The sequence below is a fragment of the Gordonia gummivorans genome (assembly GCF_022513585.1).
Lineage (GTDB): Bacteria > Actinomycetota > Actinomycetes > Mycobacteriales > Mycobacteriaceae > Gordonia.
Genome location: NZ_JAKWBF010000004.1, coordinates 217,001 through 242,610, shown reverse-complemented (window position 1 = coordinate 242,610; position 25,610 = coordinate 217,001). Strand labels below are relative to the sequence as shown.

The following is a 25,610-nucleotide window of genomic DNA, read 5'->3' as shown; positions in this document are numbered from 1 at the left end:
AATTCCGACTTTCCAGGGGGCGACTCCGAACATCGGGGAACAAACTTCCTCCCCTAGATTTAGTGGGACGGCCGCGGCCGGGTCCATTACATTTGCCCCGGTCAGCGGGATGGTCACCTGACTCGTCGAATCAACCGCCGGTACGCCACTGCCCCATGCCGAGGAACACCATGACGAGTTGGCGTTCGGTGCGTTCGACGACGTCGCGCTCGGCATCGCGCCCCCGGTACTCACCGTCGATCAGATCCGCGACGGCGGTCAGCATGATGGTGACGATGAGGTCGGCGGCGAGTTCGAGGTCCTCGGCCTCCCACCCGACGAGGGCGGGCATCCGCGCGAGGTCGATGGCGAGTTCCTTGGAGAACAGCCGCAATTCGGTGTCGATGGCGCGTCGAACGTCGGCGATCCCGCCATGTTGTTCGCGGATCAGGAAGCGGAACGCGGGTTCGTTCTCGTGGACGTGCCGCAAGAGGATGGCGAGTGAATTCTGCGCGGTCGGCAGCGCCTGACGACTGGCCAGATCACGCCGACCGTCCCGCAACGCACGACGCAGCACCCGCATCGAATCCTCGACCAGGGTGACGCCCAGATCCTCCATCGACGCGAAGTGGCGGTAGAAGGCCGTCGGCACGATTCCGGCGCCACGTGCCACCTCACGCAGGCTGATGCTCCCGAAGCTGCGCTCACCCACCAGGGTCAACGTCGTGTCGAGGAGAGCCTGACGCGTCTGGTTCTTCTTGTCGGCACGCGACTGCGTCTCACGCTGGCTCGTGTGTCGCGTCCGGGTCACCATCCGAGTCTAAGTGGTGCTGCCGGCACATTCGGGCACGACCCTCCGCGCCAAGTGACAGCCGTCACGGCAATCAACCCTTGACGCGGCACCGCGCCCGTGTGTCACACTTTTCCGTGTACAGTTGTTCACTGAAACAACCCAGAACGGAGCCAGCCCATGAGCATCCGCACCCCCCAAACTCGCACCGCCGACGCCACCGCGTCGACCGGCCGACTCAACCGTTGGTTCGGTTCCATCGTCGAAGCGGCAATGTCGCCGCATCCGGTGGATCGCTACCTCGAACTCATCGACCCGATGCTGACCTGGCGCGACCTGCGTGCGCAGATCGTCCGCGTCGAGCACCCCACCCCGCACACTGTACGCCTCCAACTGCGGCCCACGCGGCAGTGGAAGGGACACCGAGCAGGCCAGTTTGTGCAGCTCAGCGTCGTCATCGACGGCGTTCGGCACAGCCGCTGCTTCTCGCCGGCCAATGCCGCGGGACGCGACGGCGACATCGAACTCACCATCGCTGCCCACGACGACGGCTTTGTCTCCCGTCACTTGGCCGCCACGGCCCGCGCGGGCGACGTCGTCGGCCTGTCGCAAGCCCAGGGCGAGTTCACCCTGCCTGAGTCCGATCCTCGTTCGGTCGTCTTCATCAGCGGCGGCAGCGGTGTTACACCTGTACTCTCAATGCTGCGCACACTGCTGTCCGACGACTACGACGGACCGATCACCTTTGTGCACTACGCGCCGACACCCCGCGAGGCCGCATACCGTGCCGCACTCGCATCGCTGGCGGCGGTGAATCCGAACCTCGACCTGCGCTGCTACTACACGCGAGTCGATGACGACCATTTCAGCGAAGCGCATCTCGATGGCGTCGCCGACCTGGTCGACGCGGACGTGTTCGTGTGCGGCCCCGGAGCCCTGATGGACGCCGTGTCGGACTTCCACGAGGCCGCAGGACTGCATCGGCCGCTGCACACCGAGGCATTCACCCTCGCCGCACCGATCGCCGTCGACCCCGACGAACCGATCACCGGCGAACTGGCCTTCCTCGCCTCCGGCGCCACCACGACCAACGACGGTCGTCCGATCCTCGATCAGGCCGAATCGGCCGGCCTGACGCCCGAGTCCGGATGCCGCATGGGCATCTGCTTCTCATGCACCGCGACCAAGCTCTCCGGATGCACCCGCAATGTGCTGACCGGAGAACTCGACACCGAAGCCGACAAACAGATCCAGCTCTGCATCAACGCCCCGGTCGGCGACGTCGACATCGACATCTGACCGCCACCACCCCGCAATCGCCCAACACCCCTACGGAGGTATCACCATGACCATCGAGCTCACCCGTGACACCGAACTCCGCCCCGCCCATCTGCCTGCGGTGATCGAACCCGAGGCAACCAAACCGACATCCGACGCGACCGCGGAAACAACCGTGATCGATCCGGCGGCCACGCAGGTGACCGACCCCAATACCGTCGTTCTCTCCTATGAGCAGGTCGAGGCACTCGGTCGCGACCTGGACAAATTGCGCGCCCGGATCGTCGCCGACCTCGGCGAGAAGGACCGCGAATACCTGTACTCGGTCATCCGCGCCCAACGCGGGTTCGAGGTCACCGGACGGGCCCTGATGTACCTGGGTTTCTTCCCGCCCGCATGGATCGCGGCGGTCGGCGCACTCTCGGTCTCCAAGATCCTCGACAACATGGAGATCGGCCACAACGTCATGCACGGCCAGTACGACTGGATGCGCGAGGACACCTACAACTCGCGCGAATTCGAGTGGGACACAGTGTGTCCGGCCGACCAGTGGAAGCACAGCCACAACTACCTGCACCACACCTTCACCAACATCATCGGTGAGGACCGCGACATCGGCTACGGCATCCTGCGCATGGCCCGTGACCAGAAGTGGAATCCCTACTACCTGGGCAACCTCGGTTACGCCACCGCCCTGATGCTGCTGTTCGAGTGGGGCGTGATGCTGCACGATCTCGAAGCCGAGAACATCATCGCGGGCAAGCGCAAGTGGACCGACATCAAGGGCCTGGTGAAAGGCATGTGGCGCAAGGCCGGTCGTCAGGTGCTCAAGGACTACGTCGTCTTCCCGGCGCTGACCGGACCGCTGTTCGTGTCGACTCTCGTCGGCAACGCGAGCGCCAACCTCGTGCGCAACCTGTGGACGTTCTCGATCATCTTCTGCGGCCACTTCCCCACCGGTGCACAGACATTCACCTCCGAGGAATGCGCAGACGAGACGCGCGGACAGTGGTACCTGCGGCAGATGCTCGGGTCGGCCAACATCACCGGAAGCCCGCTGTTCCACATCATGAGCGGCAACTTGTCGCATCAGATCGAGCACCATCTGTTCCCGGACATCCCGGCCAGCCGCTACCCGGAGATGTCGGGCGAGGTCCAGGAGATCTGCGAACGCTACGGGTTGCCCTACAACACCGGTTCGCTGAGCCAGCAGCTCGCGTCGACCTGGAAGAAGATCGCCAAGCTGTCGCTGCCCAATTTCATGACGCGCGACGACGATGACCTCACCGTCATCGTCGAGCGCAACAAGCCGGCGGACGTTGCCTGAACGGTCCGCGACGTCCCATGGCACCACCACCTTCCGGGCGGTATCGTCGTCGGCGATGCCGCCCGGGTGTGGTTTCCCCGGATGGTCCCCAGCGACAAGGAGTCCGATCAGATGGTCGATCGCATCGAACGCAACAAGGACCTGATTCAAGAGCTCGTCGAGTCGACCGCCAATCACGTCGGTCAGATCGCGACCATCATCACCGGCGCCGTCGCCGGTGTGGCCCGTGAGGTCGGTGAGATCTTCACCGACGGTTTCGAGATGCGTGAGGCCGCGCGTAAGGCGAAGCTCGACGAGGAACGCATCCTCGATGCCGACCTGGTCGACGAGATCGTCGATGCGGAACCCGCGGACGCCGAGCTCGAGGACGCAGAGCTGGCCGACCTCGAAGACGACGACATCGAGGATGAGCCGCTGAACATCGAGGCATCGATCGAGGCGCCCGTCGTGCCGCAGGAACTCGACTCACCCGAGATCGACACCGACGATTCCGGAGACATCCACGACGTCACCCTCGAGGGTGCGATGGAGGCTCCGGTCGCGCCGGAGTAGCGATTGCCCAGGTCGCCACGGTCCTGTCACCGTTGACAGTGCGCCTCAAACCGTTGACCGTGCGTCGCAAATCGTTGACCGTGCATTCCGCAATAGGTCAGCGACTTGTCATGGTCGTCGACGCGCCAGGAGATGCAGCTCCGGGAACCGGTGTTCGTCGTCGGGGCGGCTGATCATTCGCCAGACTTCGTCGAAGCCGCTTTCCTTCAGTTGTGCAGCGAGGTGATCCGGGTGACGCAGCCATGCTCTGGCAACCCGGTGGTCGAACTCCTCCTCGGTGCCGCGGTCCAGGGTCTGGCACGCGATCAACACGGGGCTTCCGTCAGAAAGGCGACTTGACCAGGCTCGCAGCACCTGCGGGAGCACCGACGGAGACACGTGGATCAGGCTGAAGCGCGCCAGGATCGCGCCGATACGGAGGTCGGCGGCGGTGCCGCGCAGGTGTGCGTCGTCGGCAATGAACTCACAGTGCGGGTGGCCGGTGCGCGCGAGTTCGACCATGCCGGCACTGGGTTCGATCCCGACGATCGGCAGGCCGCGATCATGCAGGTCGGCGGTGACATGACCAAGGCCGCATCCGATGTCGACGACGACATCGCCACCGAGTTGCGCAGCGGCCGTGTCGGCGAACGCGTGGACCGCGTGTCGCTCCAACGAGGTGATGTACGGGGTGGGACAGGTGTCGGCGTACAGAGCGGCGAGGGCGTCGTATCCGGGCTGACTCACCGGTTCATTGTGGGCTATGAGCCGCTTCCCACCGCAGTCATCGCCGCCTCGGCGTGTGTCAGCTCTGCGCGGGTTCGGGTGTGCGCAGCGAGATGTTGTTGCAGGCCTCGCACACGGTGTCCGGGATGACGCCGCGACGCTGCAGGAAGCCAAAGATGGTGCAGCCCAGGCAGAAACCGAAAACGAACTCGAGTGTCGCGGCGACGATGAGGACACCGACGACGAGCTGGGCGGCGAGTCCGAAGCCGAGCAGACTCAGGATGAGGGCCGTGGTGCTCACCACGAGGCCGATGGTCTGTGCGAACCGCTTCGGCGGACCAGGAACGAGCTTCGTCTTGCGCCAGATTTTCGGTGCGATCACCCGCACCGACAACTGGCCGAACGGCGACAGCTTGGGTCCCGAAAGCACACGAAGCGCGAAGCCGATCGCCAACACCGCGTACAGCGCCCAATGGTTGACGGCGACCGTCACGATCGCCAGCGCGACGACCAGGCCGGCGGTCGAACGCGCTGCGTAGTCGTTGACCGGATTGGGAAAGGTGAACACCGACGGTGTCGACACTCCTGACCTCCTGTGTGGGTGCGTAACGAAACCAAGCTACGCGTGTGCGCCCAGCAGGCCAAACGTTGGACCCACTGCGGGTCTAAACCGGCCGGGAATGCACGGTCAACGATTTGGGACGCACGGTCAACGGGGGTCGAGGAGGCCGAGGGCGATACCGTCGAGGATGTCGTGCTCGCTCACCACGAGTTCGGTGATGCCCGCGCGCGCCGACAACTCGCGGGCCAGTTCCATCGTGACCAGGGAACCACCGCCGATCACGTCCACCCGACCGGGATGCATCGGTCCGAGGGCGGCGCGGTCGGCGCGCGTCATCGACACCAGCCGTCGGCACACCTGGTCGAGGTCGTCGAGCGGGATCCGCGACAAATGGATGACCTCGGGATCGTAGGTGTCGAGTCCGGCACCGAGTGCCGCCAGCGTCGTCATCGTTCCGGCCACGCCCACCCAGGTGCGGGCGCCGTCGACGGGCACCGCCGCAAACGCCTCGGCAAGTCGCTCCCGCGTGAACGCCTGCGCCGCGGACACCTCGGCGGGGGTCGGCGGATCTGACGGCAGACACCGCTCGGTCAGCCGAACACACCCGATGTCGGCCGAAAAAGCGGCGCGCACGCCGTCGGCCCCGCCTGTCCCCGTACCGCCGAACACCACCTCGGTGGAGCCACCGCCCAGGTCGGTGACGACGAAAGGCCCTTGCGCCGAATCCAATTCGCCGACGGCGCCGCGGAACGAGAGCCGCGCTTCCTCGTCGCCGGTGATCACCTCGGCGATCGCGTCGGGCACCACACAACCCAGGAGTTCGGCCGTCATGCCGAAGAACGCATCACGGTTCGACGCATCGCGGGTGGCCGAGGTGGCCACCATGCGCACCTGCTCGACCCGGTGCGACCGCATGATCTCCACGTAGTCGGCGAGCGCGATCCGGGTGCGGCCGATCGCCTCATCGGCGAAGCGCCCGGTGGCGTCGACCCCCTGCCCGAGCCGGACGACCCGCATCTCGCGGTGGATGTCGATCAACCGTCCCGAGTCGTCGGGCCGCGCGACGAGCAGGCGGATCGAGTTGGTGCCGCAATCGACCGCCGCAACGACGGTCACGATTCGTCACCCTCGGTATCGTCCGCCGTCAGATGCGGCCAGTCCGCCGGAATGGCTGTGCCGCGAAGACCGTTGTCGGCGGCGAGCGCCACCGCCTCATCACCGAGCGGGTTGACTCCCGGCCCCTTGGCCAGCGAGTGCGCGATCAGGACATGCAGGCATTTCACGCGGTCGGGCATCCCGCCACCGGTGAAGTCGGTGCCCAGCGACTCGATCGCATCGCGTTCGGCGAGATAACTCTCGTGCGCACGGCGATAGGCCGCCGCGAGTTCAACGTCTTCCGCGAGCCTGGCGGTCATCTCCCTCATCACCCCGGCCGACTCCTGGCGGCTGGCCTCGGCGGTCAGCCGTGGATCGGTGAGGTAGTAGAGCGTCGGGAACGGTGTGCCGTCGGGCAGCTTCGGAGCGGTCTTCACCACGGCCGGCACTCCGTCGGGCGTTCGGTAACTCACCTCGATGACGCCACGCGGCTCCCGGCCGAGCTGTCGCGCAACGATCTCGAGGTCGGCGTCGAAGGTGCTCACCGGACGCCGGGAGGAGTCGCGACCGAATCCCACAGTCGGCCGTACCACGGTGCGCGAGCACGCTTTTCGGCTGCCGCGGCTGCGGCTCGACGCTGTTCGTCGCCGGGGTACATCATCACCAGCGGCGTCTCACCCGGCTTCACGAACAGAAGTTCCGACCGTGCCTTGGCCTCGATGTAGGCCGGGTCTTCCTGCTCATTCACCTTCTGCCGGTAGTCGGCGAGTTCACGTTCCTTCTCCACGTTGGCCGCCGTGAGCTGACGCAACTCGGAGCGCTGGGCGAAGTAGGTACGCATCGGCATCGCGAGGGTGAGCGCCACGATGCTGATCACCAGAGCCAGCACGACGGCCCGCTTGGCGTCGACATGCCGAACCCGCGACACCAACGCTGCCGAACGGGACCCGTCCGGGCGCCGACGGGCGTTCGAGATCCGACGCGGACGCTTGCGCGTGCTCTGCTCGTCGGCGCCGACGGTGTCGAGTTCGTGCTCGCCGGTCTGGGTGACCGAGTCGGGTGCGTCGGTCTGGGTGGCCGACTCCGACGCGTCGGCCTGGGTTGCGGTCGGCCGGCGTCGGCGAGTCTGGCGTGCGCGCTCACGCGAGCGCGCATCGCCTCGCGAGTCGCGGACCCGCCGACGCCCAGCACTGTCACTGAGCCCACGGTTAGCCATGGGCTCCAGCTAATCACGAACCAAACGAAAAACGCGGGAAGGCGAGGTCACCGGCGTAGCGTGCCGCGTCGCCGAGACCTTCCTCGATGCGCAACAGCTGGTTGTACTTGGCGACACGCTCGCTGCGCGCCGGCGCACCCGTCTTGATCTGACCACACGCGCAGGCAACGGCCAGGTCGGCGATGGTGGTGTCCTCGGTCTCACCGGACCGGTGGCTCATCATCGTCTTGTAGCTGTTGTTGTGCGCCAGGGCCACCGCGTCGAGGGTCTCGGTGAGCGTGCCGATCTGGTTGACCTTCACCAGAAGGGCATTGGCGACTCCCTCGGTGATCCCGCGTTCGAGACGCTCGGGGTTGGTCACGAACAGGTCGTCACCGACGAGCTGCACCTTGTCGCCGACCGCCTCGGTCAGCTTGGCCCACCCGTCCCAGTCGTCCTCGGCCAGTCCGTCCTCGATCGAGACGATCGGGAAGTCGGCGATGAGCTTCTCGTAGAACGGCACCATGTCGGCGGTCGAGTAGTCCTTGCCCTCGAGCTTGTAGACGCCATCGGAGTAGAACTCGGTCGCGGCCGCGTCGAGCGCGATCACGACGTCCTTGCCGAAGTTGTAGCCGGCCTTGCCGACCGCCTCGCCGATCACCGAGATCGCAGCGTCGGTGTGGGGCAGGTCGGGTGCAAAGCCACCCTCGTCGCCGAGCGCGGTGTTGAGTCCCTGCTTGTTCAGCACGGACTTGAGTGCGTGGTACACCTCCGCGCCGCAGCGCAGGGCTTCCTTGAAGGTCGGCGCACCGACCGGGCAGATCATGAACTCCTGAAAATCGATGCCGTTGTCGGCGTGCTCGCCGCCGTTGATGATGTTCATACAGGGCACGGGCAGGATGTGCGCGTTGGGTCCGCCGATGTAGCGGAACAGCGGCAGTCCGGCCGATTCGGCAGCTCCCTTGGCGACGGCGAGGGACACACCCAGCAGCGCGTTCGCACCGACGCGGCCCTTGTCGGGGGTGCCGTCGCAGTCGAGCAGGGCCTGGTCGACGAGACGCTGCTCCTCGGCCTCGATCCCGATGACCGCCGGCGCGAGCTCACCGAGCACACCTTCGACGGCCTTGGTGACGCCTTTACCGAGGTAGCGCTCGCCACCGTCTCGGAGTTCGACGGCCTCGTGCTCACCGGTCGAGGCGCCCGACGGCACAGCGGCCCGCGTGAACGTGCCGTCATCGAGGACGACCTCGACCTCGACCGTCGGGTTGCCCCGCGAATCGAGAATCTCTCGTGCACCAACCTGCTCGATGATTGCCACGGTTCAACCCCTATTTCTCGGTGGTGGGCCGACGCATCTGGCGACGGCCAAGGTACGGGTCAAAGCCTAATCGCTAGTGCCTCGACACATGTGGCAAGGGCCGCGCACGAAACAAATTCGTGAAGTCGGCGACCCGACCAGGCCGCGGGAGCCCCACCCCCGTCGGATATCTGTACCCCCCAGCCCGACCAAGTGCACTGTGCACTTCATGGGTTCCCAGGTACAGATTCCACAAGTGCGGCGGGGGGTCGTGGAGGCGGGAAGGGTTGGAGGTCGGACCGGTGGCCAGGATCGGGCCCCTGACTGTGGTGCTCCGGGTATCTCCCGGAAGCGGACGCTGACGGGCCCGATCTCAGTCACCGATCGTGGTCATCGCGTTCCGCCGAACGCGACGCCAGGAACACGCGCCCGCAAAATCTAGGGGAAGAAGTTCTTCCCCTAGCCTTGGAGTCCTCCCCCAGAAAATTCTCGCGGATGACTACGAACCCAGGGGAAGAAACTTCTTCCCCTAGATTTTGCGGGCCGCTGGATCGCGTTTCCCCAGTTCAGAAGGAACGCTACCGAGCCACCGACCCGACGACGTCGTCGTCCCGGGGTCATTTCACGCGAGCGCACCACCACCCCGTCGGACGGCCTGTACCTCCCAACCCCGCCCACGTGCACTATGCACCTGGCCGGCCTCCGAGGTACAGATTTCCGACGGCCCGAGGGATGGTCGGTCGCCACAGATCCGGACCGGTCAGTAGCGGACGTTGATCGAGTAGGCGTTGGAGTGATCCCGCACGTCGAGGACGTAGGCCATCGAATTGTTGTAGACCTTCACGGCCTTTTCCCAGCCCGACGGCGTCGTCATGTCGCCGCCCGACGACACGCACAGGTAGCGCGCCGCCGACAGGGCCGCGTCGTCGATGTTGTCCGGGTCGGCCTTGCCGTCGCCGTTCGCGTCGACGCCGTACCGGGTCCAGGTCTCGGGGATGAACTGGAAGGGGCCCATGGCGCGGTCGTGGGTGGCGTCACCGTCGAGGCGGCCACCGTCGGTGTCGTGGATCTCGAGGTTGCCGCGCGAGCCGTCGAGCTTGGCTCCGCGGATGGGCGGTGAGGTGTCACCGTTGGCCGCGATCCGGGTTCCGCGATACGTGCCGTGTTTGCTCTCCACCCCCGCGATGCCCGCCAGGGTGGTCCAGGCCAGTCCGCATTCGGGGTGCTGCTGGCGCTGGATCTCGGCGGCGTTGCCGTAGGCCTCCATCGCGATGAGCGGGATACCCGTCGAGTCCGCGATGGGCGTGGCCCACTCACGCATGAGTTCGGCGGTACGTCCGGGCGCGTTGATGTCGATGTAGGGCTGCGGGGTCCCCGGACCGGGCGGGATGCCGTCGGGGATGTCGGGCCGGTCGAACGTGGGCAGGTCGATGCACCCGGCCAGCACGACCGACGCCGCCACCGCGGCGACGCCGACCATTGCACCCTGTACTGCCCGCGACAACGGACCACGCACACGCACTACTCACTCACTCCCTGCCTTGTTGGTCGCGACCGATTCGCACAGATCCGTCGCGACGACCACCCACCATCGCATGATGAGGACTTAAGACCCAATCGCATAGTCAACTCGCCGTCTCAGCTTCCGGTTCCCGGGATCCGGCGCTACTGTCGTCTGGTTAGCCTCACCACACTCCGCTTCGGGAGCGGGCCGTCGGAAAGAGCACGGTGGAGATTCTCGCTTCGGGTGGCGCGCCCTCGGTTTTCGCGCAGATGTTCGGAAGCGGACTGATAGGACTTCGCGAAGGCCTCGAAACCGGCATTGTGGTCATGATTCTGGTGGCCTTCGTGACGCGTGCGGGCCGCCGCGGCGCCCTCAAATGGATCTGGGCAGGTGTCGCGGCAGCGGTCGCCATGGTGGTGGTCGTCTTCCTCGTCATCCATTTCGGGACGTCGACGATGACGCCGTTGGCCGCCGAGCTGATCGCCGGAGTCGCGTCGCTGGTCGCGGTGGCGATCGTCACCTTCATGGTGCTGTGGATGAGCAAGGCCGCCTCGCACATCTCGTCGGACCTGAAGGACAGCATGTCCGACGCACTGCTGGCCGGCGGTGCGTCGGTGATGGGCCTGGCCTTCCTGGCCGTCGGCCGAGAGGGCTTCGAGACCGCGCTGCTGATGGTCGGATATGCGGAGAGCGTGTCGGGCGGATGGTGGCCACTGCTGGGTCTGCTGATCGGCGTGGTGGTCGCGATCGTGCTGACGGTGCTCCTCTATCAGGGTGCGATCCGCCTGGATTTCCACCGGTTCTTCCTCTACACCGGGATCTTCCTGATCATCGTCGCCGCGGGCATCCTCTCCTACGGGGTGCGCGCGTTGCAGACGGTCGGCTGGCTACCCGGCCTCAACAACATCGCCTTCGACATCTCCGCGAGTTACGACCAGTCGTCGTGGTACGGCACGGTGCTCGCGGGCATCTTCAACTTCCGGCCCGACCCCACCGTCTTGCAGGTGGTGGCCTGGGTGCTCTACGTCGTGGTGGTGCTGACGATCTTCCTACGCGCCAACCGCCGTCGACCGGCCGATCGCGCTCCCGCGAGCACGCCCGCCGACACCTCCCCCGAAACCCCGGCAACTCCCGACGCCGGCCGCTGAAAGGAAACCCGATGCGCAAACGCCTTCGAGCGAATCGCAAGGTAGCGACGACAATTGCCGCCGCCCTTGTGTGCGCCACCCCGCTGCTCCTGGTGGGCTGCACGTCGAAGACCGACTCGGAGGGCGCCATCAAGGTGACCTCGTCGGACTCGGAGTGCGATCTGGCGAGCACCGAAGCGCAGACCGGCGACGTCGATTTCACCGTGACCAACAACGGGACCAAGGTCACCGAGTTCTACGTCTATGGCAACAACAACCGGGTTCTCGGCGAGGTCGAGAACATCGGTCCGGGTGTCTCCGGCAACCTGACGGTCGAGATCGTCGACCCGGGCACCTACACCGTGGCCTGCAAGCCCGGCATGGTCGGCACCGGTATCCGCAAGGAGATCACCGTCAGCGGTGAGAAGAAGGAAAAGGCCGAGGTGCCCGCGGATGTCAACGCCGCCAAGGTCGCCTACCTCGGCTATGTCCGCAACCAGTTGAACACGCTGCAGGCACAGACCCAGTCGTTCGTGAACAACGTCAAGAGCGGCAACCTCGACGCCGCGCGCGCCCAGTTCGGTCTCGTGCGCACGCCCTACGAGCGCATCGAGCCGGTCGCCGAGTCGTTCCCCGACCTCGACCCGGCCATCGACATGCGTTGGGACGACACCGAAAACGGCACGCAACCGTTCACCGGCTTCCACCGCATCGAACGATTCCTGTGGCCGCCGCAGCCGAACGAGATCGGTGACGGCGAAGGACAGATCAGTCCGGCCGACGCGGCCAACGCCAAGGCCACCGACACCAAGGCCAACATCGACCAGCAGGCAGACTTGTTGCTCGCCAACGTCAACAAGCTGCACGACGAGGTCAACAAGCCCGACTTCAACTTCGAGACAAGATCTTTCGTTCAGGGAGCGCAGGCCCTGATCGACGAGGTCGCTGCCACCAAGGTCAACGGTGAGGAAGATCGCTACTCGCACACCGACCTCTGGGACTTCGCCGCCAACGTGGACGGTTCGGAGACGGTCATCGCGACCATGCAGCCGATCATCTCCGCCAAGGACCAGCCGCTGATGGACAAGATCACCGCGCAGTTCGCGGATGTTCGCGCCGCGATCAACCAGTTCCAGCAGGGCGAGGGTTACGTCTCCTACACGCAGGTGACACAGGAGCAGCGCAAGGATCTGTCGGCCAAGATCGACGCCTTGTCGGCGACCCTCTCGCAGGTGCCGGGCATCGTCCTGCCGCAGTAACGTCTATACGACGACTGGGACGCGATGACGGGGACACGATGAGCGAAACCACACCGGCACCGGAAGATTCAGGACGCTCGCGGCTGTCGCGGCGCGCGTTGCTGGGTGGCGCCGGGGCCGGTGTGGTGGTCGCTGCGGCCGGCGGGATGGCCGTCGGCCGGGCGACTGCGCCCGAGCCGGAGGAGTCGTCGGAGATCGTCGCGTTCCGCGGCGAGCGACAGGCCGGCATCGTGACCGCGGCCCAGGATCGTCTGCATTTCGCCAGTTTCGACGTCGTGACCGAGTCGCGTGACGATCTGGTGGCCGTGCTCAAAGCGTGGACGGTTGCCGCGGAGCGGATGACGCGCGGCGAAGAGACCGTCGAGAACGGCGCGACCGGGTTGGGCAACTACGTCCCACCCGCCGACACCGGTGAGGCGCTGGGACTCTCGCCGTCAAAGCTCACCCTGACCATCGGATTCGGTCCCGGACTGTTCGGACCCACCGCAGCATTTCCCGGCCGCGGCGACCGATTCGGTCTCGCCGACCGGAAACCGGCTGTGCTGCAGGACCTTCCCATCTTCGCTGCCGAGCGCATCGATCCGCTGCGCTCCTACGGCGACATCTGCGTGCAGGCCTGCGCCGACGACCCGCAAGTCGCCGTCCACGCGATCCGCAACCTCGCCCGAATGGGTTTCGGGGTGGTGGCCGTGCGATGGTCGCAGCTCGGCTTCGGTCGCACCGCCTCCACCACGCAGGCCCAGGAGACCCCGCGAAACATGTTCGGGTTCAAGGACGGCACCGCGAACCTGCGCGCCGAGGACACCGACCTGCTCGACCGCTGGGTGTGGGTGGACGCCGCCGACAATCCGCCGGGAGCCCAATGGATGACTGGCGGCAGCTATCTGGTTGCCCGTCGTATCCGGATGGACATCGAGCCGTGGGACCGCGCCAACCTCCTTGAGCAGGAGCAGATCATCGGCCGAGAGAAGAACAGCGGCGCACCGTTGGGCCAGAAGAAGGAATTCGACACCCCCGACTTCCAGATCACCTCCTACGGCGCACCCATGATCCCGCGCAATGCCCATGTGCGCCTGGCACATCCGGACAACCTCGGCGGTGTGCAGATCCTCCGGCGCGGATACAACTTCACCGACGGTTCCGACGGATTCGGCCACCTCGACGCCGGTTTGTTCTTCATCGCCTTCAACCGGGACCCGCAGACCCAGTTCATCCCGATGCAGCAAGAACTTTCACGACGCGACGCCATGACCGAATACCTGATCCCCAACGGCTCATCGATCTTCGCGGTTCCGCCCGGACTGGCCGACGGCGAGTGGTGGGGTCAGGGGTTGTTCGAGTCTTAGGTCGCTTTACCGCCGCCTACCCTACCGCCGGCTGAGGTGCGACGAGCGCAAGCGAGGAACCTCGAAGGCCCTGGTGAGATGAAATTCTTTGTCTCACCAACCCTTCGAGGCTCTCGGCTAGCGCCTCGAGCACCTCAGGGAGCGGGATGGCGGGCGGAGCGGGATGGCGGGCGGAGCGGGATGGCGGGCGGAGCGGGATGGCGGGCGGAGCGGGATGGCGGGCGGAGCGGGATGGCGGGCGGAGCGTCAGGCCTCGATGATCCCGCGGTCCATCAGTGCTCCCAGCACCAACGCGGCGAGCGCGTCGATGTCGGCGCCGGTGGTGTCGAATCGGAGGTCGGGGTGGTCCGGACTCTCGTAGGGCGCGTCGATGCCCGTGAGTCCGCGAAGTTCGCCCCGGCGCGCACGCAGGTAGAGCCCCTTGGGATCTCGGCGTTCGCACTCGTTGACCGGCGTCGAGACATGGACCTCGATGAACTCGAGGTCGGCGACACGGTGAAGTTCACGGGCTATGTCGCGGTCGGAGCGCAACGGGGACACCATCGACGCGATGGCCACGACCCCGGCGTCGGCGAAGAGTCGGGCGAGATGACCCACGCGCCGGATGTTCTCGGCGCGATCGCCCGGCGAGAAACCCAGATCGTCGGAGATGCCGTGTCGGATGTTGTCACCGTCGAGGAGGTAAGCCACCCGGCCGCGCGCGACGATCGCACGTTCGAGCGCGACGGCCACCGTCGATTTACCCGACGCGGGAAGACCGGTGAGCCACACGGTTGCGCCGCGCTGCCCGGTCAGGGTCCACCGTTCGGCGCGGGCCAGCGAACTCGGATGCCATTTGATGTCGTTACGAGTTGCCTTGCCGGGAACCACTTCTCGTGGTTCGAGGATCGTTCCTGCGGCGACGGTGTCGTTGGACGCCTCGTCGATCAGGATGAAGGCACCGGTGTCGCGGTTCTCCGCGTAGCGATCCGCCGTCACCACCGACGACGTCCGCAACGTGATGGTGCCGATGTCGTTGAGGGTCAACTCCCCTGGGCCGACATGCTCGATCAGCGTGTCCGGGTCGAGCCGTCGCTCCAGCGACTGCACGGTGGCCCGGACCGTCGACGCGCCGTGCTTGAGCGCCACCCGATCCCCGGCCCGCAGCGGGGTCGTCGATAGCCAGCAGACGTGGGCGTCGATCTCCCGGGCCAGTACCGGGGTGTGTGCTCCGTCTACGCCGCTGACGATCACGTCGCCGCGGCCGATGTCGATGTCGTCGGCGAGTTGGACGCCGACCGACAAGGGCGCCACAGCCACGTCGCGGTCGTCGTCGAGGGTGTCGAGTGCGGTGACGACGCTGCGACTGCCGGACGGCAGCACGAGGATCTCGTCGCCCACCTTCATCGTGCCCGCCGCCAACCGTCCCGTGTAGGTACGACGATGCTTCTCGGTGGGACGCGACACCCACTGCACCGGCAACCGCAACTCTTCGCGCAACGGCGCGGGTGCGACGAGTTCGACGCCTTCGAGGTACTCCAGCAGCGTCGGACCCTCGTACCAGGGGGTGCGCGCCGAACGGTGCACCACGTTGTCGCCGTGTTTGGCCGCGACCGGGATCGCCGAGATCTCATCGATGCCGAGTTGTGTTGCCAGGTCGGCCAAGTCGGCCCTGATCTGGTCGAATCGTGCTTCCGAGAAGTCGACGAGGTCGATCTTGTTGACCGCCGCGATCACATGCGGGACACCGACCAACGTCGCGATCCGCGCGTGGCGTCGGGTCTGACGCTGCAAACCGCTGTGCGCGTCGATGAGCAGCACGGCGACGTGTGCATTCGACGCGCCGGTGAACATGTTGCGGGTGTAGCGCTCATGCCCGGGGGTGTCGGCGAGAACGTAGCTGCGCGTCTGCGTCGCGAAGAACCGGTACGCGACATCGATCGTGATGCCCTGTTCGCGTTCGGCACGCAGTCCGTCCGACAGCGCCGCCAGATCGACGTCGCCGTCGCCGTTGGTGACGGCGGCGAGGTGATCGGTCGGCAGACTGCCGGTGTCGTGCAGGATGCGGCCGATCAGCGTGGATTTGCCGTCGTCGACGCTTCCCGCGGTGGCGATGCGGAGAAACTGGCGGCCGTGCGTATGCAAGGATTCACCGACGTCGGTGGTCGACGCGGGGGCCGGGAGCGATGTCGTCGAGGTCATCAGAAGTATCCTTCGCGTTTGCGGTCTTCCATGGCCGCGCTGGATGTACGGTCGTCGGCGCGGGTCTCTCCGCGCTCGGAAACCGTTGCGGCAGAAATCTCTTCGATGATCTGCGGAATCGTACTGGCCTGTGAGCGCACCGCACCGGTGATGGTCAGGTCGCCGACGGTGCGGTAGCGCACCCACTCGGTGGTGACGACGTGATGATCGGCCGGCTGCGAATACTCCGACACCGCGAGCAAGATGCCGTCGCGGTCGAAAACCTCACGCTCACTCGCGAAGTAGATCGAGGGAAGTTCGAGCCCTTCGAGTTCGATGTAGCGCCAGATGTCGAGTTCGGTCCAGTTGGACAGCGGGAACACCCGCACCGACTCGCGCGGTCGGATCCGACCGTTGTAGAGCGACCACGGCTCGGGTCGCTGAGCGCGCGGATCCCACTGACCGAACTCGTCTCGGAAGCTGAACACCCGTTCCTTGGCGCGGGCGCGATCCTCGTCGCGTCGTGCACCACCGAACGCGGCGTCGAAGCCGCCCGCCTCGAGTGCGTCGAGCAAGGTGCGGGTCTGCAGACGGTTGCGCGAACCGGACGGGTCGGTCGACTCGGCCACCCGGCCCGAATCGATCGACTCCTGGACCGATGCGACGATCAACTCGATCCCTTCCGGATTCTCCGGAGTGGGCGCGACGCGGCGATCACGGAAGTCGATGACCTCGTCGAAGTTGTGGCCGGTATCCACATGCAGGATCGGGAATGGCAGCGGCGCGGGCCGAAAAGCCTTCTCCGCCAGGCGTAACAGGACGATCGAGTCCTTGCCTCCCGAGAACAGAAGCACTGGATGCTCGAGTTCGGCCGCGACCTCGCGGATGATGTGGACGGCCTCCGCCTCCAGGACACGGATGGCGGCGACATGGTCGACGTCGACGGCGTCGACAGCGCCGACGGGGTCAACGGTATCGCTCTGGGCCAAAGCACTCATAGTGGGTATCCGTTCCGGGCGGCGTCTTCTCGATACTGCTGCGCCCATTCCTTCGAGCGGGTATTGGACTGGGGTTTCAGCGGTGGCGGCGGCGCGAGCTCCGGGTCCTGGCCGATCGCCTCGAGAACACGGGCCGTCGCCTTGGTGGGATCCTTCACCAACTCGACGAATTCGATGTCGAGTGTCTCGATCTCCTCGGCGGCAAACCAGTTGCGCCACTGTCGTTCCTGTTCGGCAAGGATTCCCGCGAGGTGCGCGATGCCGCGCGCGTGATAGACCGCGTTGTCGGCAGCTGCGCTGTCCCCGCCGCCGTCGTCGCGCCACGTTCTGGTCTGCACCGCGCGCCACATCGACACGGCTTGCGGCACAACATCTTCACGATAGACGTGCACGAACACCGGGTCGGTGCCACCGAAGAGTGACCGGATGGCGGTCCGCAGCGAGCCGGAACCCACCCGAGTGCGCGCGATCAGCAGCGGCGTCTGGTTCCACATGAGCTTGCCGCCCCACACCCCGTTGGCCGATCGCCCGGCATCGAGGAGGTCGCTGCGCCACTGATCGGCGTCGCGAGTATCCACCGTCCCCGGTTCGAGCGGGGCGAGCAACTCGAGGATCTCGGGATCGTCGACCCCGGCAAACCACTCCCGCGGCTGCGGCGACAACGAGGAGGTGGAGAAGTACTGAAAGAACTCTTCTGGCGTTCCCGCAACCCCCGTCGTCGCCAACGATTCCACGAGCAGCGTGCTGCCGCTGCGCTGGCTGGCGCACACCAGATAACTCTCCGTCGTCGACACGAGAGGAAGTGTAGCGACCCGAAAACACTTCGCAACCTGGGGTTTTACGAGCGTCGAGAACGTAAGTCTTTACATTCAGGCCGTCATGTGCAGCGGCAAGGACGGACAGTGCATACCGGTCAGCGAACGCCGGTGATGACGCCACCGGCGAGCTCACGGCGCGCGCCCTGAGGCCGCCGCGACGGCAACGCCTCCTCGTCCGGCGCCACGTGTTCGGCCTTCTCCCGGTATTCCGCCATGAACCGTTCGGCAATCGCGGTGCCCGCCTCGTCGGAGGGCAGGTCATCGCCGGTGGCGGTGCGCCACTGCGACAGTCGGGTCCGTAGTTCCTCGACGACGTCGGCACAACGCGGATCGTCGACGAGGTTGGTCCGCTCGTACGGATCGTCGCGCAGATCGTAGAGTTCCGCGTGGGCGCGCGGCGCGGCCGCCTGCACCTTGTCGACCGCGGTGGCCGACAGACTGTCCGCGATGTCAAGCGGCAGAAGAAGTTCGGGTCGGTCGGCGTAATTCTCGATGTAGCTGTAGCGCTTGGTGCGAATGGCCCGGATCGGATCGAAGGCGTCGTGATAGGTCTTCTCGGTATACACCTCGCCGCGCACCGGTTGTGTGTCACGCGAATCGATCTGGCCGGCATGCGAGTAGCCGTCGATGTCGTCGGGCAACCCGATACCCAGCAGGTCGAGCACGGTGGGCGCGAGATCCACGCCGGAGAACAGGTCGTCGTAGACCCGCGGTGCGATGCCACGCGCACGCGGCGGTGCGACGATGAGCGCCACCCCGGTCCCTTCGGCATACAGCGTCGATTTCGCGCGCGGGAAGGCCAGTCCGTGGTCGGTCACGAAGACGATCCACGTGGTCTCACCCAGTCCGAGCGCATCGACGGTGTCGAGCAGGCGGCCGACCGCAGCGTCGGCCGCAGTGATGCTGCCGTGCAGGCCGGCAAGATCCTCGCGCACCTCGGGTGTGTCCGGCAGGAAACCGGGCACGCCGAGGCCGTCGGGGTCGGCGTGGTCGTACTCGTCGGCCGGGTAGGGGCGATGCGTCTCGAAGAAGCCCGCGGTCAGGAAGAACGGCTGGTCCGGCGTCGTGGCGACGTGGTCGGTGAGCCACTCCTGCGACCGGGCCACCACGTAATCGCAGCGCGACTCCGTGACGTCGACCGTGTCGAAGCCCAGCTTCGTCGGATCGGCGCTCTCGTGCTGCATGCCGAACAGCACGGAGCGGTACCCGGCGTCCCCGAGGAGCGAAGGCAGCGTCCGGACGCCCGGGTGGTACTCGAACCCGTGATGGGCAAGCCCGACCAGCCCGTTCCGATGCGGATACTGGCCGGTGAACAGCGATCCACGGGCCGGCGAACACAGCGGCGCAGTCGCGTGCGCGTCGGTGAATCGGACGCCGCGAGCTGCGAGATCGTCGAGATGGGGACTCACAACACCCTCGGCCCCATAGCACGCAAGGTGCCGCCCGAGGTCGTGCCAATGCACCAGAATCACGTTCTCACGCGAAGTGCGCGAGCCGGAATCGGCGCCACCTGCAGTCTCGTCAACCATCCCTCCATGATGCATGGAACGTTTTCGCACGTCCGACGGGGTGCCGTCGCGGTCTTGCGGCGCTCCGCGCGGCTCCGCTGACAGGGCGCCGTCGAAGGGGTTGAAATCAGTGCGAGTCGAACGGTTGGGACGTCGCGTCCGGCGCGTCGGTGATGTCGGTGGTGTCGGTGCTGTTGTCGGTCAGGACCCGATGCCAGGCCTCGGGTGTGTCAAGCGTCAAGTCTGAACCCTTCGCGCGTTCTTCGGCGGCTCGAACCTGCTCGATCAACGCGAGGACGCGTCGACGAGCGGAATCTTCGACGCTGTCGCCGGCGAGGGTCACGGTGATCGTCAGGACCTGCGGATCAATGGTCTCGACGGGGTACTTCGCGGCAGTGAGCCGCTCGAGGACCTTCTGCGTGAGCGCGAGCGCGGGTTGAGTGGTCGCGATCCCGTCGAGCACCGATCCTCGTTGCTTCTCGGCGGCCTTGCGCTCCTCCCATTCCCGGATCTGTGTTTCGAGATCGGAGTGCGCACCCGACAGCACGCCGGGTGTGCGTCCCTGCACCTTCTGGGTGAAGCTGCGTGCGACGTCGTCGATGTCGAAGGGGGCACCCGGATCGTCGGCGGCGATGCGCGCATGGAACAGCACCTGCAGCAACAGGTCTCCCAGCTCCTCACGCAGTTCGTCCGGGTCGTCGAGATCGATGGCGTCGAGGAGCTCGTAAACCTCCTCGAGCAGGTACCGCCGCAGCGAGGCATGGGTCTGCTGACTCTCCCACGGCCCATTTCGACGCAAGGTGTCCATCAGCGCCACGGACTCGAGCAGCGCCGCGCCGGAGATCCGGGCCGCGGCGATCACGTCGTCGCCGCGTGCGATACGAGCACGTACAAGCGGGTGCTCCCGATCGGTGCTGACCAGCACAGCGTCGGCGTCGTCGGGACCTGCGTCGACAGCGGGCTCGACGTGGTCGAATTCCCAGAGCGTCGCGGCCGACACGTCTTCGGTGACCATCACCCGACCGGAGAGCAGGTTGCGGGCCCGGATCGGGATCATGTCGGGGCGGGTGGGATCCAGGAGAACCACGGTCATCTCGGCATTGCGCCTTTCACTCGAACCCCACGATCGGTGCATACAGAACGGTTCAAACCTTACGTGCGGTCATTCGGACGATGCAGTGCCGCCACGCGGATGGGTGCACAACGGTTAGATTGGGCCAGGGTCGAGGGGAGATTTTGTGGATCACATGCCGGTGCCGGTCCGGGCGACGTTTCCGGGAATCAGTTCACGCGCTTGGGAGCATCCGGCCGACCGCACCGCGCTCACCGCGCTGCGCAAACTCAAGGGCTTCGATCAGGTGCTGAAGGTGCTGTCGAGTCTGCTGCGCGAGCGGCAGCACCGACTCATGTATCTCGCCACGTCGGCCCGGGCGAACGACAAACAGTTCGCCGACCTCGACCGCCTCATGGACGAGTCTGTTCGAGTACTCGACTCGCCGGTCAAACCGGAACTCTTCGTCACCCAATCCCCCGTCGTCAATGCCTTCTGCATCGGCATGGACCGCCCGTTCATCGTGATCACCTCCGCGATGTACGAACTGATGGACCACGACGAGATGCGATTCGTCGTCGGACACGAACTCGGCCATGCACTTTCGGGCCACGCGGTCTACCGCACCATGCTCATGCACCTCACCCGGCTGGCCGCATCGATCGGGTTCATCCCGCTGGGCGGCTGGGCGTTGCGCGCGCTGGTCGCCGCACTCATGGAATGGCAACGCAAATCCGAACTCTCCGGCGACCGTGCAGGTTTGCTGTGCTGCCAGGACCTCGACACGGCGCTTCGCGTCGAACTCAAACTCGCCGGTGGCAAACACCTCGATCAGATGGACACGCAAGCCTTTGTCGCACAGGCGAAGGAGTACGAACGCACCGGCGACCTTCGCGACGGTGTCCTCAAACTGCTGAACCTCGAACTCATGTCGCATCCGTTCTCGGTACTGCGGGCCGCCGAACTCACCCGCTGGGTCGACCGCGGCGGGTATGGGCGCATCCTTTCGGGCACCTACCCGTTCCGCGACGACGACGCCACCGCCTCGGTCTCCGACGACGCCGCCGAAGCCGCGCGCATGTACCGCGACAACTTCGACGAATCCGAGGACCCCCTGGTCAAAGGCATTCGCGACGGGCTCGGCGGGGTGGTCGACGCGGCCGGTCAGGCGGCCTTCGACGTCGCCGAGAACGTCAATCGCAAGTTCACCGACTGGCGGAGCACGGCCAAGAAGAAGTACGACGACCCGAAATCGGAGTGATTTCGCGATAGCCGAGCCTCGATGCCCCCCTACCGATGGCTGAGGTGTGAGAAGCGCTAGCGAGGACCCCCATTAGCCCCTAGTGAGACGAAATAGTCGTCTCACCACGGCCTTCGAGGCTCCTCGCTAGCGCTCGTCGCACCTCAGGCAGCGATGGCGATAACGCGTCTCTGCGCTGATCAGCGGATCAATTCGCAGTAGGATTCGGCTTGAGCTGCGTCAGGAAAGTCGTCAGGTAGACGATGAGCTCGTCGTCGCGCAAGCGTGCTGATCCCACGCCTCCGGTGCGTGGGATGGGCAGCGTCACAACGGATGTGGTCGCGCGGAAGGTGGCAGCCGGGTAGAGGCGCTTCAGGCGCACCTGCTCGCTGTCGAGCAGCGGCAGCGGCGAGATCTTCATTCCTGTTCCGGCCAAGCCGATCTCGGTGACGCCACGCTCGCGACAACGCAACCGCAGGCGCGCGATCGACGCCAATCGTGTTGTCTCGACCGGGGGCTCGCCGTAGCGGTCGGTGAGTTCGGCGATCACGCCGTCGACTGCGGCGTCGTCGGTGGCCGACGCGAGCTTGCGGTAGGCCTCGAGTCGTAGGCGGTCGGAGTCGACATACTCGACCGGAATGTGCGCGTCGACCGGCAGGTCGATGCGCACCTCCCCGGTTTCCTGGGTGGTCACTTCACGCCCGTCGGCGGCTGCGCGGTAGGCTTCCACGGCCTCCCCGACGAGCCGGACGTAGAGGTCGAAACCCACGCCCGCCACATGCCCGGACTGCTCCGCACCGAGCACATTACCGGCACCGCGAAGCTCGAGATCCTTGAGCGCCACCGCCATTCCGGCACCGAGCTCGTTGTTCTGCGCGATCGTCGCAAGGCGGTCGTAAGCCGTCTCGGTCAATGGCCGCTCAGGGCTGTACAGCAGGTAGGCATACCCGCGTTCGCGGCTGCGGCCCACACGGCCACGCAACTGGTGCAACTGGGAGAGCCCGAGGTTCTCCGCACGGTCGACGATCAGCGTGTTGGCATTCGAGATGTCCAGGCCGGTCTCGATGATCGTGGTACACACCAGCACGTCGAACTCGCGATTCCAGAACCCCGACACCGTTCGTTCCAGCTGATCCTCGTTCATCTGACCATGCGCGACAACAACCTTCGCCTCCGGAACCATCGCGGAGATGTCGCGCGCGGTCTTGTCGATGGTCGACACCCGGTTGTGCACGTAGAAGACCTGGCCGTCACGCAGGAGTTCGCGCCGGATGGCGGCGGCGACCTGCTTCGGCGCGTAGGCGCCGACATAGGTGAGGACGGGATGACGTTCCTCCGGCGGGGTGAGGATCGTCGACATCTCCCGGATCCCGGCCATCGACATCTCCAGTGTGCGCGGGATCGGCGTCGCCGACATCGTCAGCACATCCACATGCGTCCGAAGGGATTTGATGTGTTCCTTGTGTTCGACGCCGAAGCGCTGCTCCTCGTCGACGATCACCAGACCCAGATCTTTCCAGGTGACGCCGGTCTGCAGCAGGCGGTGGGTGCCGATCACGATGTCCACCTCACCGCTCGCCATCGCGCCGATGACCTCTTTGGACTCTTTGGCGTCGGTGAACCGCGACAGGCCGCGAACCCGCACCGGGAACCCGGTCATCCGTTCGGAAAAGGTCTGAAGATGTTGTTGCGCAAGGATCGTCGTCGGGACCAGCACGGCAACCTGCTTGCCGTCCTGCACCGCCTTGAAAGCGGCGCGGACCGCGATCTCGGTCTTTCCGTAGCCGACGTCGCCGACGATCACCCGGTCCATCGGCACCGGTCGTTCCATGTCGGACTTGACCTCGGCGATGACGGTGAGCTGGTCGACGGTCTCGGTGAAGTCGAAGGCGTCTTCCATCTCCTGCTGCCAGGGGGTGTCGGGCCCGAACGCGTGACCGGGAGCGGCATGCCGCGCGGCGTAGAGTTGCACGAGCTCGCCCGCGATCTCACGGACCGCCTTGCGCGCCTTGCGCTTTGTGTTCTGCCAGTCCGATCCGCCCAGTTTGGACAGCGACGGCTGCTCGCCGCCGACGTAGCGGGAGAGCTGGTCGAGGGCATCCATCGGGACATACAATCGGTCGCCCGGCTGGCCACGCTTCGACGGTGAGTACTCGAGCACCAGGTACTCCCGCCGCGCACCCGACACCGTGCGCTCGATCATCTCGACGAATTTGCCGATGCCGTGCTGGTCGTGGACGACGAGATCGCCTGCGGTCAGCGCCAGCGGATCGACCTGGTTGCGACGCTTGGCCGGAAGTCGGCGCCCGTCACGGACATTCGCGACCCGGGTGCCGGTGAGATCGGATTCGGTGACGATGACCAACCCGGCGTCGGGACACACCAGCCCCTGACGCAAGGTGCCGCCGAACACCGTCACCTCGCCCGGCTGGGGCCGGTACCCGGGTTCGGCAAGCACGTGCGGAACTTCGGCGTCAGCGAGCCGCTCGCCGACGCGCTGGGCAGTTCCCTTGCCCGCCACCACGATCGCTGCCGTCTTACCACCCGTCACATGCGCGCGCAGTTGTGCGAACACCGCGGCGATCTCGTCGTTGTTGCCGCGTGGAGCCGGGCCCGCCGCGAGATCGAGCTCCACCTCGTCACCCGAGCCGGTGGACAGCGGACTCATCGTCCACCACGACCGCCCCGCCGCCAACGTGGACTCTTCCACCCCGTCGAGCGGCCGGTAGGCACTCGCCTGCAGATCCACTCCGAGGGTTTGCGACGAACGCCCGTCGATCGGGGCCGAGGCGCCCATCGCCGCAGCGGTCCACGACGCCTCGAGGAACTCTGCACCCGTCTTGGCCAGATCGGCTGCGCGCGTGCGCACCTTCTCGGGATCGAGGATCAGTACCCGCGTCCCGTCCGGCACCACTTCGGTGAGGAGTTGCATCTCACCGTCGACGAGTGCCGGGATGAGAGCTTCCATGCCGTTGACCGGAATACCCTCGGCCAGCTTGGTCAGCATCTCGGTGAGCGTCGGGTCACCCTCGGACTTCTCGGCGAGTTCGGCTGCCCGACTGCGTATCTGGTGGGTCAGGAGCAACTCGCGGCACGGGTGGACGATCACTGTGGACGCGTCGACCTCGGGCTGGCTGCGCTGGTCGGCCACGGAGAACGCGCGCATCTCGGTGATCTCGTCGCCCCAGAACTCGACGCGCACCGGGAAGTCGGCGGTGGTGCCGAAGACGTCGAGGATGCCGCCGCGTACCGCGAACTCGCCGCGGCGGCCGACCATGTCGACCCGCTCGTAAGCCATCTCGACCAGGTCGACGAGCAAGCGGTCGAAGTCGATCTCGAGACCCTCACGGAGAGTGATCGTGGTGACGTCACCAAGTCCCGGTGCCATGGGCTGCACCAGCGAGCGCACCGTGGTGACCACGACTGCGAGCGGGCGATCGCCGGGATCGGCGAGCCGATGGAGAACTGCGAGTCGCTGGCCGACGGTGTCGGCGCTGGGCGACAGCCGCTCATGCGGGAGCGTCTCCCAGGAGGGGAACTGGGCGACCGCTTCGGGGTCGTCGAGCAGCTCGCCGAGTTCGGCGGTCAGGTCGTCGGCCTCCCGTCCGTTCGCGGAGACGACGAGGAGCGGGGCCGCTGAATCCTTGGCCAGGCAGGACACCACGAACGGTCGTGCGGCGTCGGGAGCGGTGATGTCGAGGCGGCGTTCGTCGCGTCGTGCGACGAGTCCGTGGATCGCCGTGTCGGCGCAGGCAAGTTCTGAAAGCCCGACGAGGGCGCGCGGAGTCGACACTCCAGCAATTGTAGGTGGGACGCCGG

At 66.1% G+C, this 25,610-nt stretch carries 21 protein-coding genes; 7 read left to right on the top strand and 14 right to left on the bottom strand.

Features of this window, described 5'->3' with window-relative positions:
- Positions 1 to 130 precede the first annotated feature (130 nt).
- Positions 131 to 790, bottom strand: coding sequence for a TetR family transcriptional regulator (locus MKW15_RS05315; protein ID WP_374246367.1), 660 nt, complete (start codon positions 788 to 790; stop codon positions 131 to 133).
- Between the two features lie 159 nt (positions 791 to 949).
- Between MKW15_RS05315 and MKW15_RS05310 the strand changes: the two genes are divergently transcribed.
- From MKW15_RS05310 to MKW15_RS05300, 3 genes are all read left to right on the top strand, one after another.
- Positions 950 to 2,068 (top strand): ferredoxin reductase, encoded by a 1,119-nt coding sequence (locus tag MKW15_RS05310; protein WP_240856526.1) that lies wholly within the window; start codon positions 950 to 952, stop codon positions 2,066 to 2,068.
- A gap of 46 nt (positions 2,069 to 2,114) precedes the next feature.
- On the top strand, positions 2,115 to 3,374 hold the full coding sequence (locus MKW15_RS05305) for a fatty acid desaturase family protein (protein WP_240856525.1): 1,260 nt from the start codon (positions 2,115 to 2,117) through the stop codon (positions 3,372 to 3,374).
- 111 nt (positions 3,375 to 3,485) lie between these two features.
- The gene (locus tag MKW15_RS05300) at positions 3,486 to 3,926 is read left to right on the top strand and encodes a hypothetical protein (RefSeq protein WP_240856524.1); all 441 of its coding nucleotides are present in this window, start codon (positions 3,486 to 3,488) and stop codon (positions 3,924 to 3,926) included.
- A 108-nt stretch (positions 3,927 to 4,034) separates the two neighbouring features.
- On the opposite strand, the gene MKW15_RS05295 is transcribed toward MKW15_RS05300, so the two are convergent.
- The 7 genes from MKW15_RS05295 to MKW15_RS05265 form a co-directional block, all read right to left on the bottom strand.
- Positions 4,035 to 4,652: a class I SAM-dependent methyltransferase gene (locus MKW15_RS05295; protein WP_240856523.1), complete on the bottom strand. Its 618-nt coding sequence runs from the start codon at positions 4,650 to 4,652 to the stop codon at positions 4,035 to 4,037.
- A 58-nt stretch (positions 4,653 to 4,710) separates the two neighbouring features.
- Complete coding sequence (locus MKW15_RS05290) at positions 4,711 to 5,214, bottom strand: DUF4395 domain-containing protein (protein WP_240856522.1); 504 nt, start codon at positions 5,212 to 5,214, stop codon at positions 4,711 to 4,713.
- Between the two features lie 126 nt (positions 5,215 to 5,340).
- A complete protein-coding gene (locus MKW15_RS05285) occupies positions 5,341 to 6,309 on the bottom strand; it encodes a Ppx/GppA phosphatase family protein (RefSeq protein ID WP_240856521.1) in 969 nt (322 codons plus the stop codon).
- Positions 6,306 to 6,833, bottom strand: a complete 528-nt coding sequence (locus MKW15_RS05280) for a DUF501 domain-containing protein (protein WP_240856520.1) — start codon at positions 6,831 to 6,833, stop codon at positions 6,306 to 6,308. Before MKW15_RS05280 ends, MKW15_RS05285 begins: the two co-directional genes overlap by 4 nt.
- Positions 6,830 to 7,504, bottom strand: coding sequence for an FtsB family cell division protein (locus MKW15_RS05275; RefSeq protein WP_240856519.1), 675 nt, complete (start codon positions 7,502 to 7,504; stop codon positions 6,830 to 6,832). Before MKW15_RS05275 ends, MKW15_RS05280 begins: the two co-directional genes overlap by 4 nt.
- A 13-nt stretch (positions 7,505 to 7,517) precedes the next feature.
- Positions 7,518 to 8,801, bottom strand: a complete 1,284-nt coding sequence (gene eno, locus MKW15_RS05270) for a phosphopyruvate hydratase (RefSeq protein ID WP_240856518.1) — start codon at positions 8,799 to 8,801, stop codon at positions 7,518 to 7,520.
- A gap of 739 nt (positions 8,802 to 9,540) precedes the next feature.
- Positions 9,541 to 10,260, bottom strand: a complete 720-nt coding sequence (locus MKW15_RS05265; protein ID WP_240856544.1) for a lytic transglycosylase domain-containing protein — start codon at positions 10,258 to 10,260, stop codon at positions 9,541 to 9,543.
- Between the two features lie 248 nt (positions 10,261 to 10,508).
- On the opposite strand from MKW15_RS05265, the gene efeU reads away from it, so the two are divergent.
- Genes efeU through efeB form a run of 3 tightly spaced genes read left to right on the top strand, consistent with a single transcriptional unit; the run spans position 10,509 to position 14,016 of the window.
- A complete protein-coding gene (gene efeU / locus MKW15_RS05260) occupies positions 10,509 to 11,432 on the top strand; it encodes an iron uptake transporter permease EfeU (RefSeq protein WP_240856517.1) in 924 nt (307 codons plus the stop codon).
- Positions 11,433 to 11,443: 11 nt separating this feature from the next.
- Positions 11,444 to 12,670, top strand: coding sequence for an iron uptake system protein EfeO (gene efeO / locus MKW15_RS05255; RefSeq protein WP_240856516.1), 1,227 nt, complete (start codon positions 11,444 to 11,446; stop codon positions 12,668 to 12,670).
- 38 nt (positions 12,671 to 12,708) lie between these two features.
- Entirely contained in the window at positions 12,709 to 14,016 is a 1,308-nt protein-coding gene (gene efeB, locus MKW15_RS05250) for an iron uptake transporter deferrochelatase/peroxidase subunit (RefSeq protein ID WP_240856515.1), read from the top strand.
- 246 nt (positions 14,017 to 14,262) lie between these two features.
- On the opposite strand, the gene cysC is transcribed toward efeB, so the two are convergent.
- From cysC to MKW15_RS05225, 5 genes are all read right to left on the bottom strand, one after another.
- Positions 14,263 to 16,197, bottom strand: coding sequence for an adenylyl-sulfate kinase (gene cysC, locus MKW15_RS05245; protein WP_240856514.1), 1,935 nt, complete (start codon positions 16,195 to 16,197; stop codon positions 14,263 to 14,265).
- Positions 16,197 to 17,174 (bottom strand): sulfate adenylyltransferase subunit CysD, encoded by a 978-nt coding sequence (cysD, locus tag MKW15_RS05240; RefSeq protein ID WP_240856513.1) that lies wholly within the window; start codon positions 17,172 to 17,174, stop codon positions 16,197 to 16,199. The genes cysC and cysD overlap by 1 nt, the downstream gene beginning before the upstream one ends.
- A complete protein-coding gene (gene stf0 / locus MKW15_RS05235) occupies positions 17,171 to 17,968 on the bottom strand; it encodes a trehalose 2-sulfotransferase (RefSeq protein ID WP_240856512.1) in 798 nt (265 codons plus the stop codon). Before stf0 ends, cysD begins: the two co-directional genes overlap by 4 nt.
- A gap of 119 nt (positions 17,969 to 18,087) precedes the next feature.
- Positions 18,088 to 19,521 carry a sulfatase family protein gene (locus tag MKW15_RS05230; RefSeq protein WP_240856511.1) on the bottom strand — a complete coding sequence of 478 codons (1,434 nt, stop codon included), beginning with the start codon at positions 19,519 to 19,521 and terminating at the stop codon, positions 18,088 to 18,090.
- A 106-nt stretch (positions 19,522 to 19,627) separates the two neighbouring features.
- Positions 19,628 to 20,593: a nucleoside triphosphate pyrophosphohydrolase gene (locus tag MKW15_RS05225; protein ID WP_240856510.1), complete on the bottom strand. Its 966-nt coding sequence runs from the start codon at positions 20,591 to 20,593 to the stop codon at positions 19,628 to 19,630.
- A 145-nt stretch (positions 20,594 to 20,738) separates the two neighbouring features.
- Here MKW15_RS05225 and MKW15_RS05220 point away from each other — a divergent pair, with 145 nt between their 5' ends.
- Positions 20,739 to 21,812 carry a M48 family metallopeptidase gene (locus tag MKW15_RS05220; protein ID WP_374246336.1) on the top strand — a complete coding sequence of 358 codons (1,074 nt, stop codon included), beginning with the start codon at positions 20,739 to 20,741 and terminating at the stop codon, positions 21,810 to 21,812.
- Between the two features lie 187 nt (positions 21,813 to 21,999).
- Here the strand turns inward: MKW15_RS05220 and mfd are convergent, their stop codons facing one another.
- Positions 22,000 to 25,584: a transcription-repair coupling factor gene (mfd, locus tag MKW15_RS05215; RefSeq protein WP_240856509.1), complete on the bottom strand. Its 3,585-nt coding sequence runs from the start codon at positions 25,582 to 25,584 to the stop codon at positions 22,000 to 22,002.
- Between the last annotated feature and the right edge of the window lie 26 nt (positions 25,585 to 25,610).

Excerpts from the sequence above, each read along its gene's own strand:
- MKW15_RS05310 (WP_240856526.1), top strand. The coding sequence starts at position 950 with ATGAGCATCCGCACCCCCCAAACTCGCACCGCCGACGCCACCGCGTCG.
- cysC (WP_240856514.1), bottom strand. The coding sequence starts at position 16,197 with ATGACCTCGACGACATCGCTCCCGGCCCCCGCGTCGACCACCGACGTC.
- MKW15_RS05305 (WP_240856525.1), top strand. The coding sequence starts at position 2,115 with ATGACCATCGAGCTCACCCGTGACACCGAACTCCGCCCCGCCCATCTG.
- MKW15_RS05275 (WP_240856519.1), bottom strand. The coding sequence starts at position 7,504 with ATGGCTAACCGTGGGCTCAGTGACAGTGCTGGGCGTCGGCGGGTCCGC.
- cysD (WP_240856513.1), bottom strand. The coding sequence starts at position 17,174 with ATGAGTGCTTTGGCCCAGAGCGATACCGTTGACCCCGTCGGCGCTGTC.
- efeO (WP_240856516.1), top strand. The coding sequence starts at position 11,444 with ATGCGCAAACGCCTTCGAGCGAATCGCAAGGTAGCGACGACAATTGCC.
- efeB (WP_240856515.1), top strand. The coding sequence starts at position 12,709 with ATGAGCGAAACCACACCGGCACCGGAAGATTCAGGACGCTCGCGGCTG.
- MKW15_RS05225 (WP_240856510.1), bottom strand. The coding sequence starts at position 20,593 with ATGACCGTGGTTCTCCTGGATCCCACCCGCCCCGACATGATCCCGATC.
- MKW15_RS05265 (WP_240856544.1), bottom strand. The coding sequence starts at position 10,260 with ATGGTCGGCGTCGCCGCGGTGGCGGCGTCGGTCGTGCTGGCCGGGTGC.
- MKW15_RS05300 (WP_240856524.1), top strand. The coding sequence starts at position 3,486 with ATGGTCGATCGCATCGAACGCAACAAGGACCTGATTCAAGAGCTCGTC.
- MKW15_RS05230 (WP_240856511.1), bottom strand. The coding sequence starts at position 19,521 with ATGGTTGACGAGACTGCAGGTGGCGCCGATTCCGGCTCGCGCACTTCG.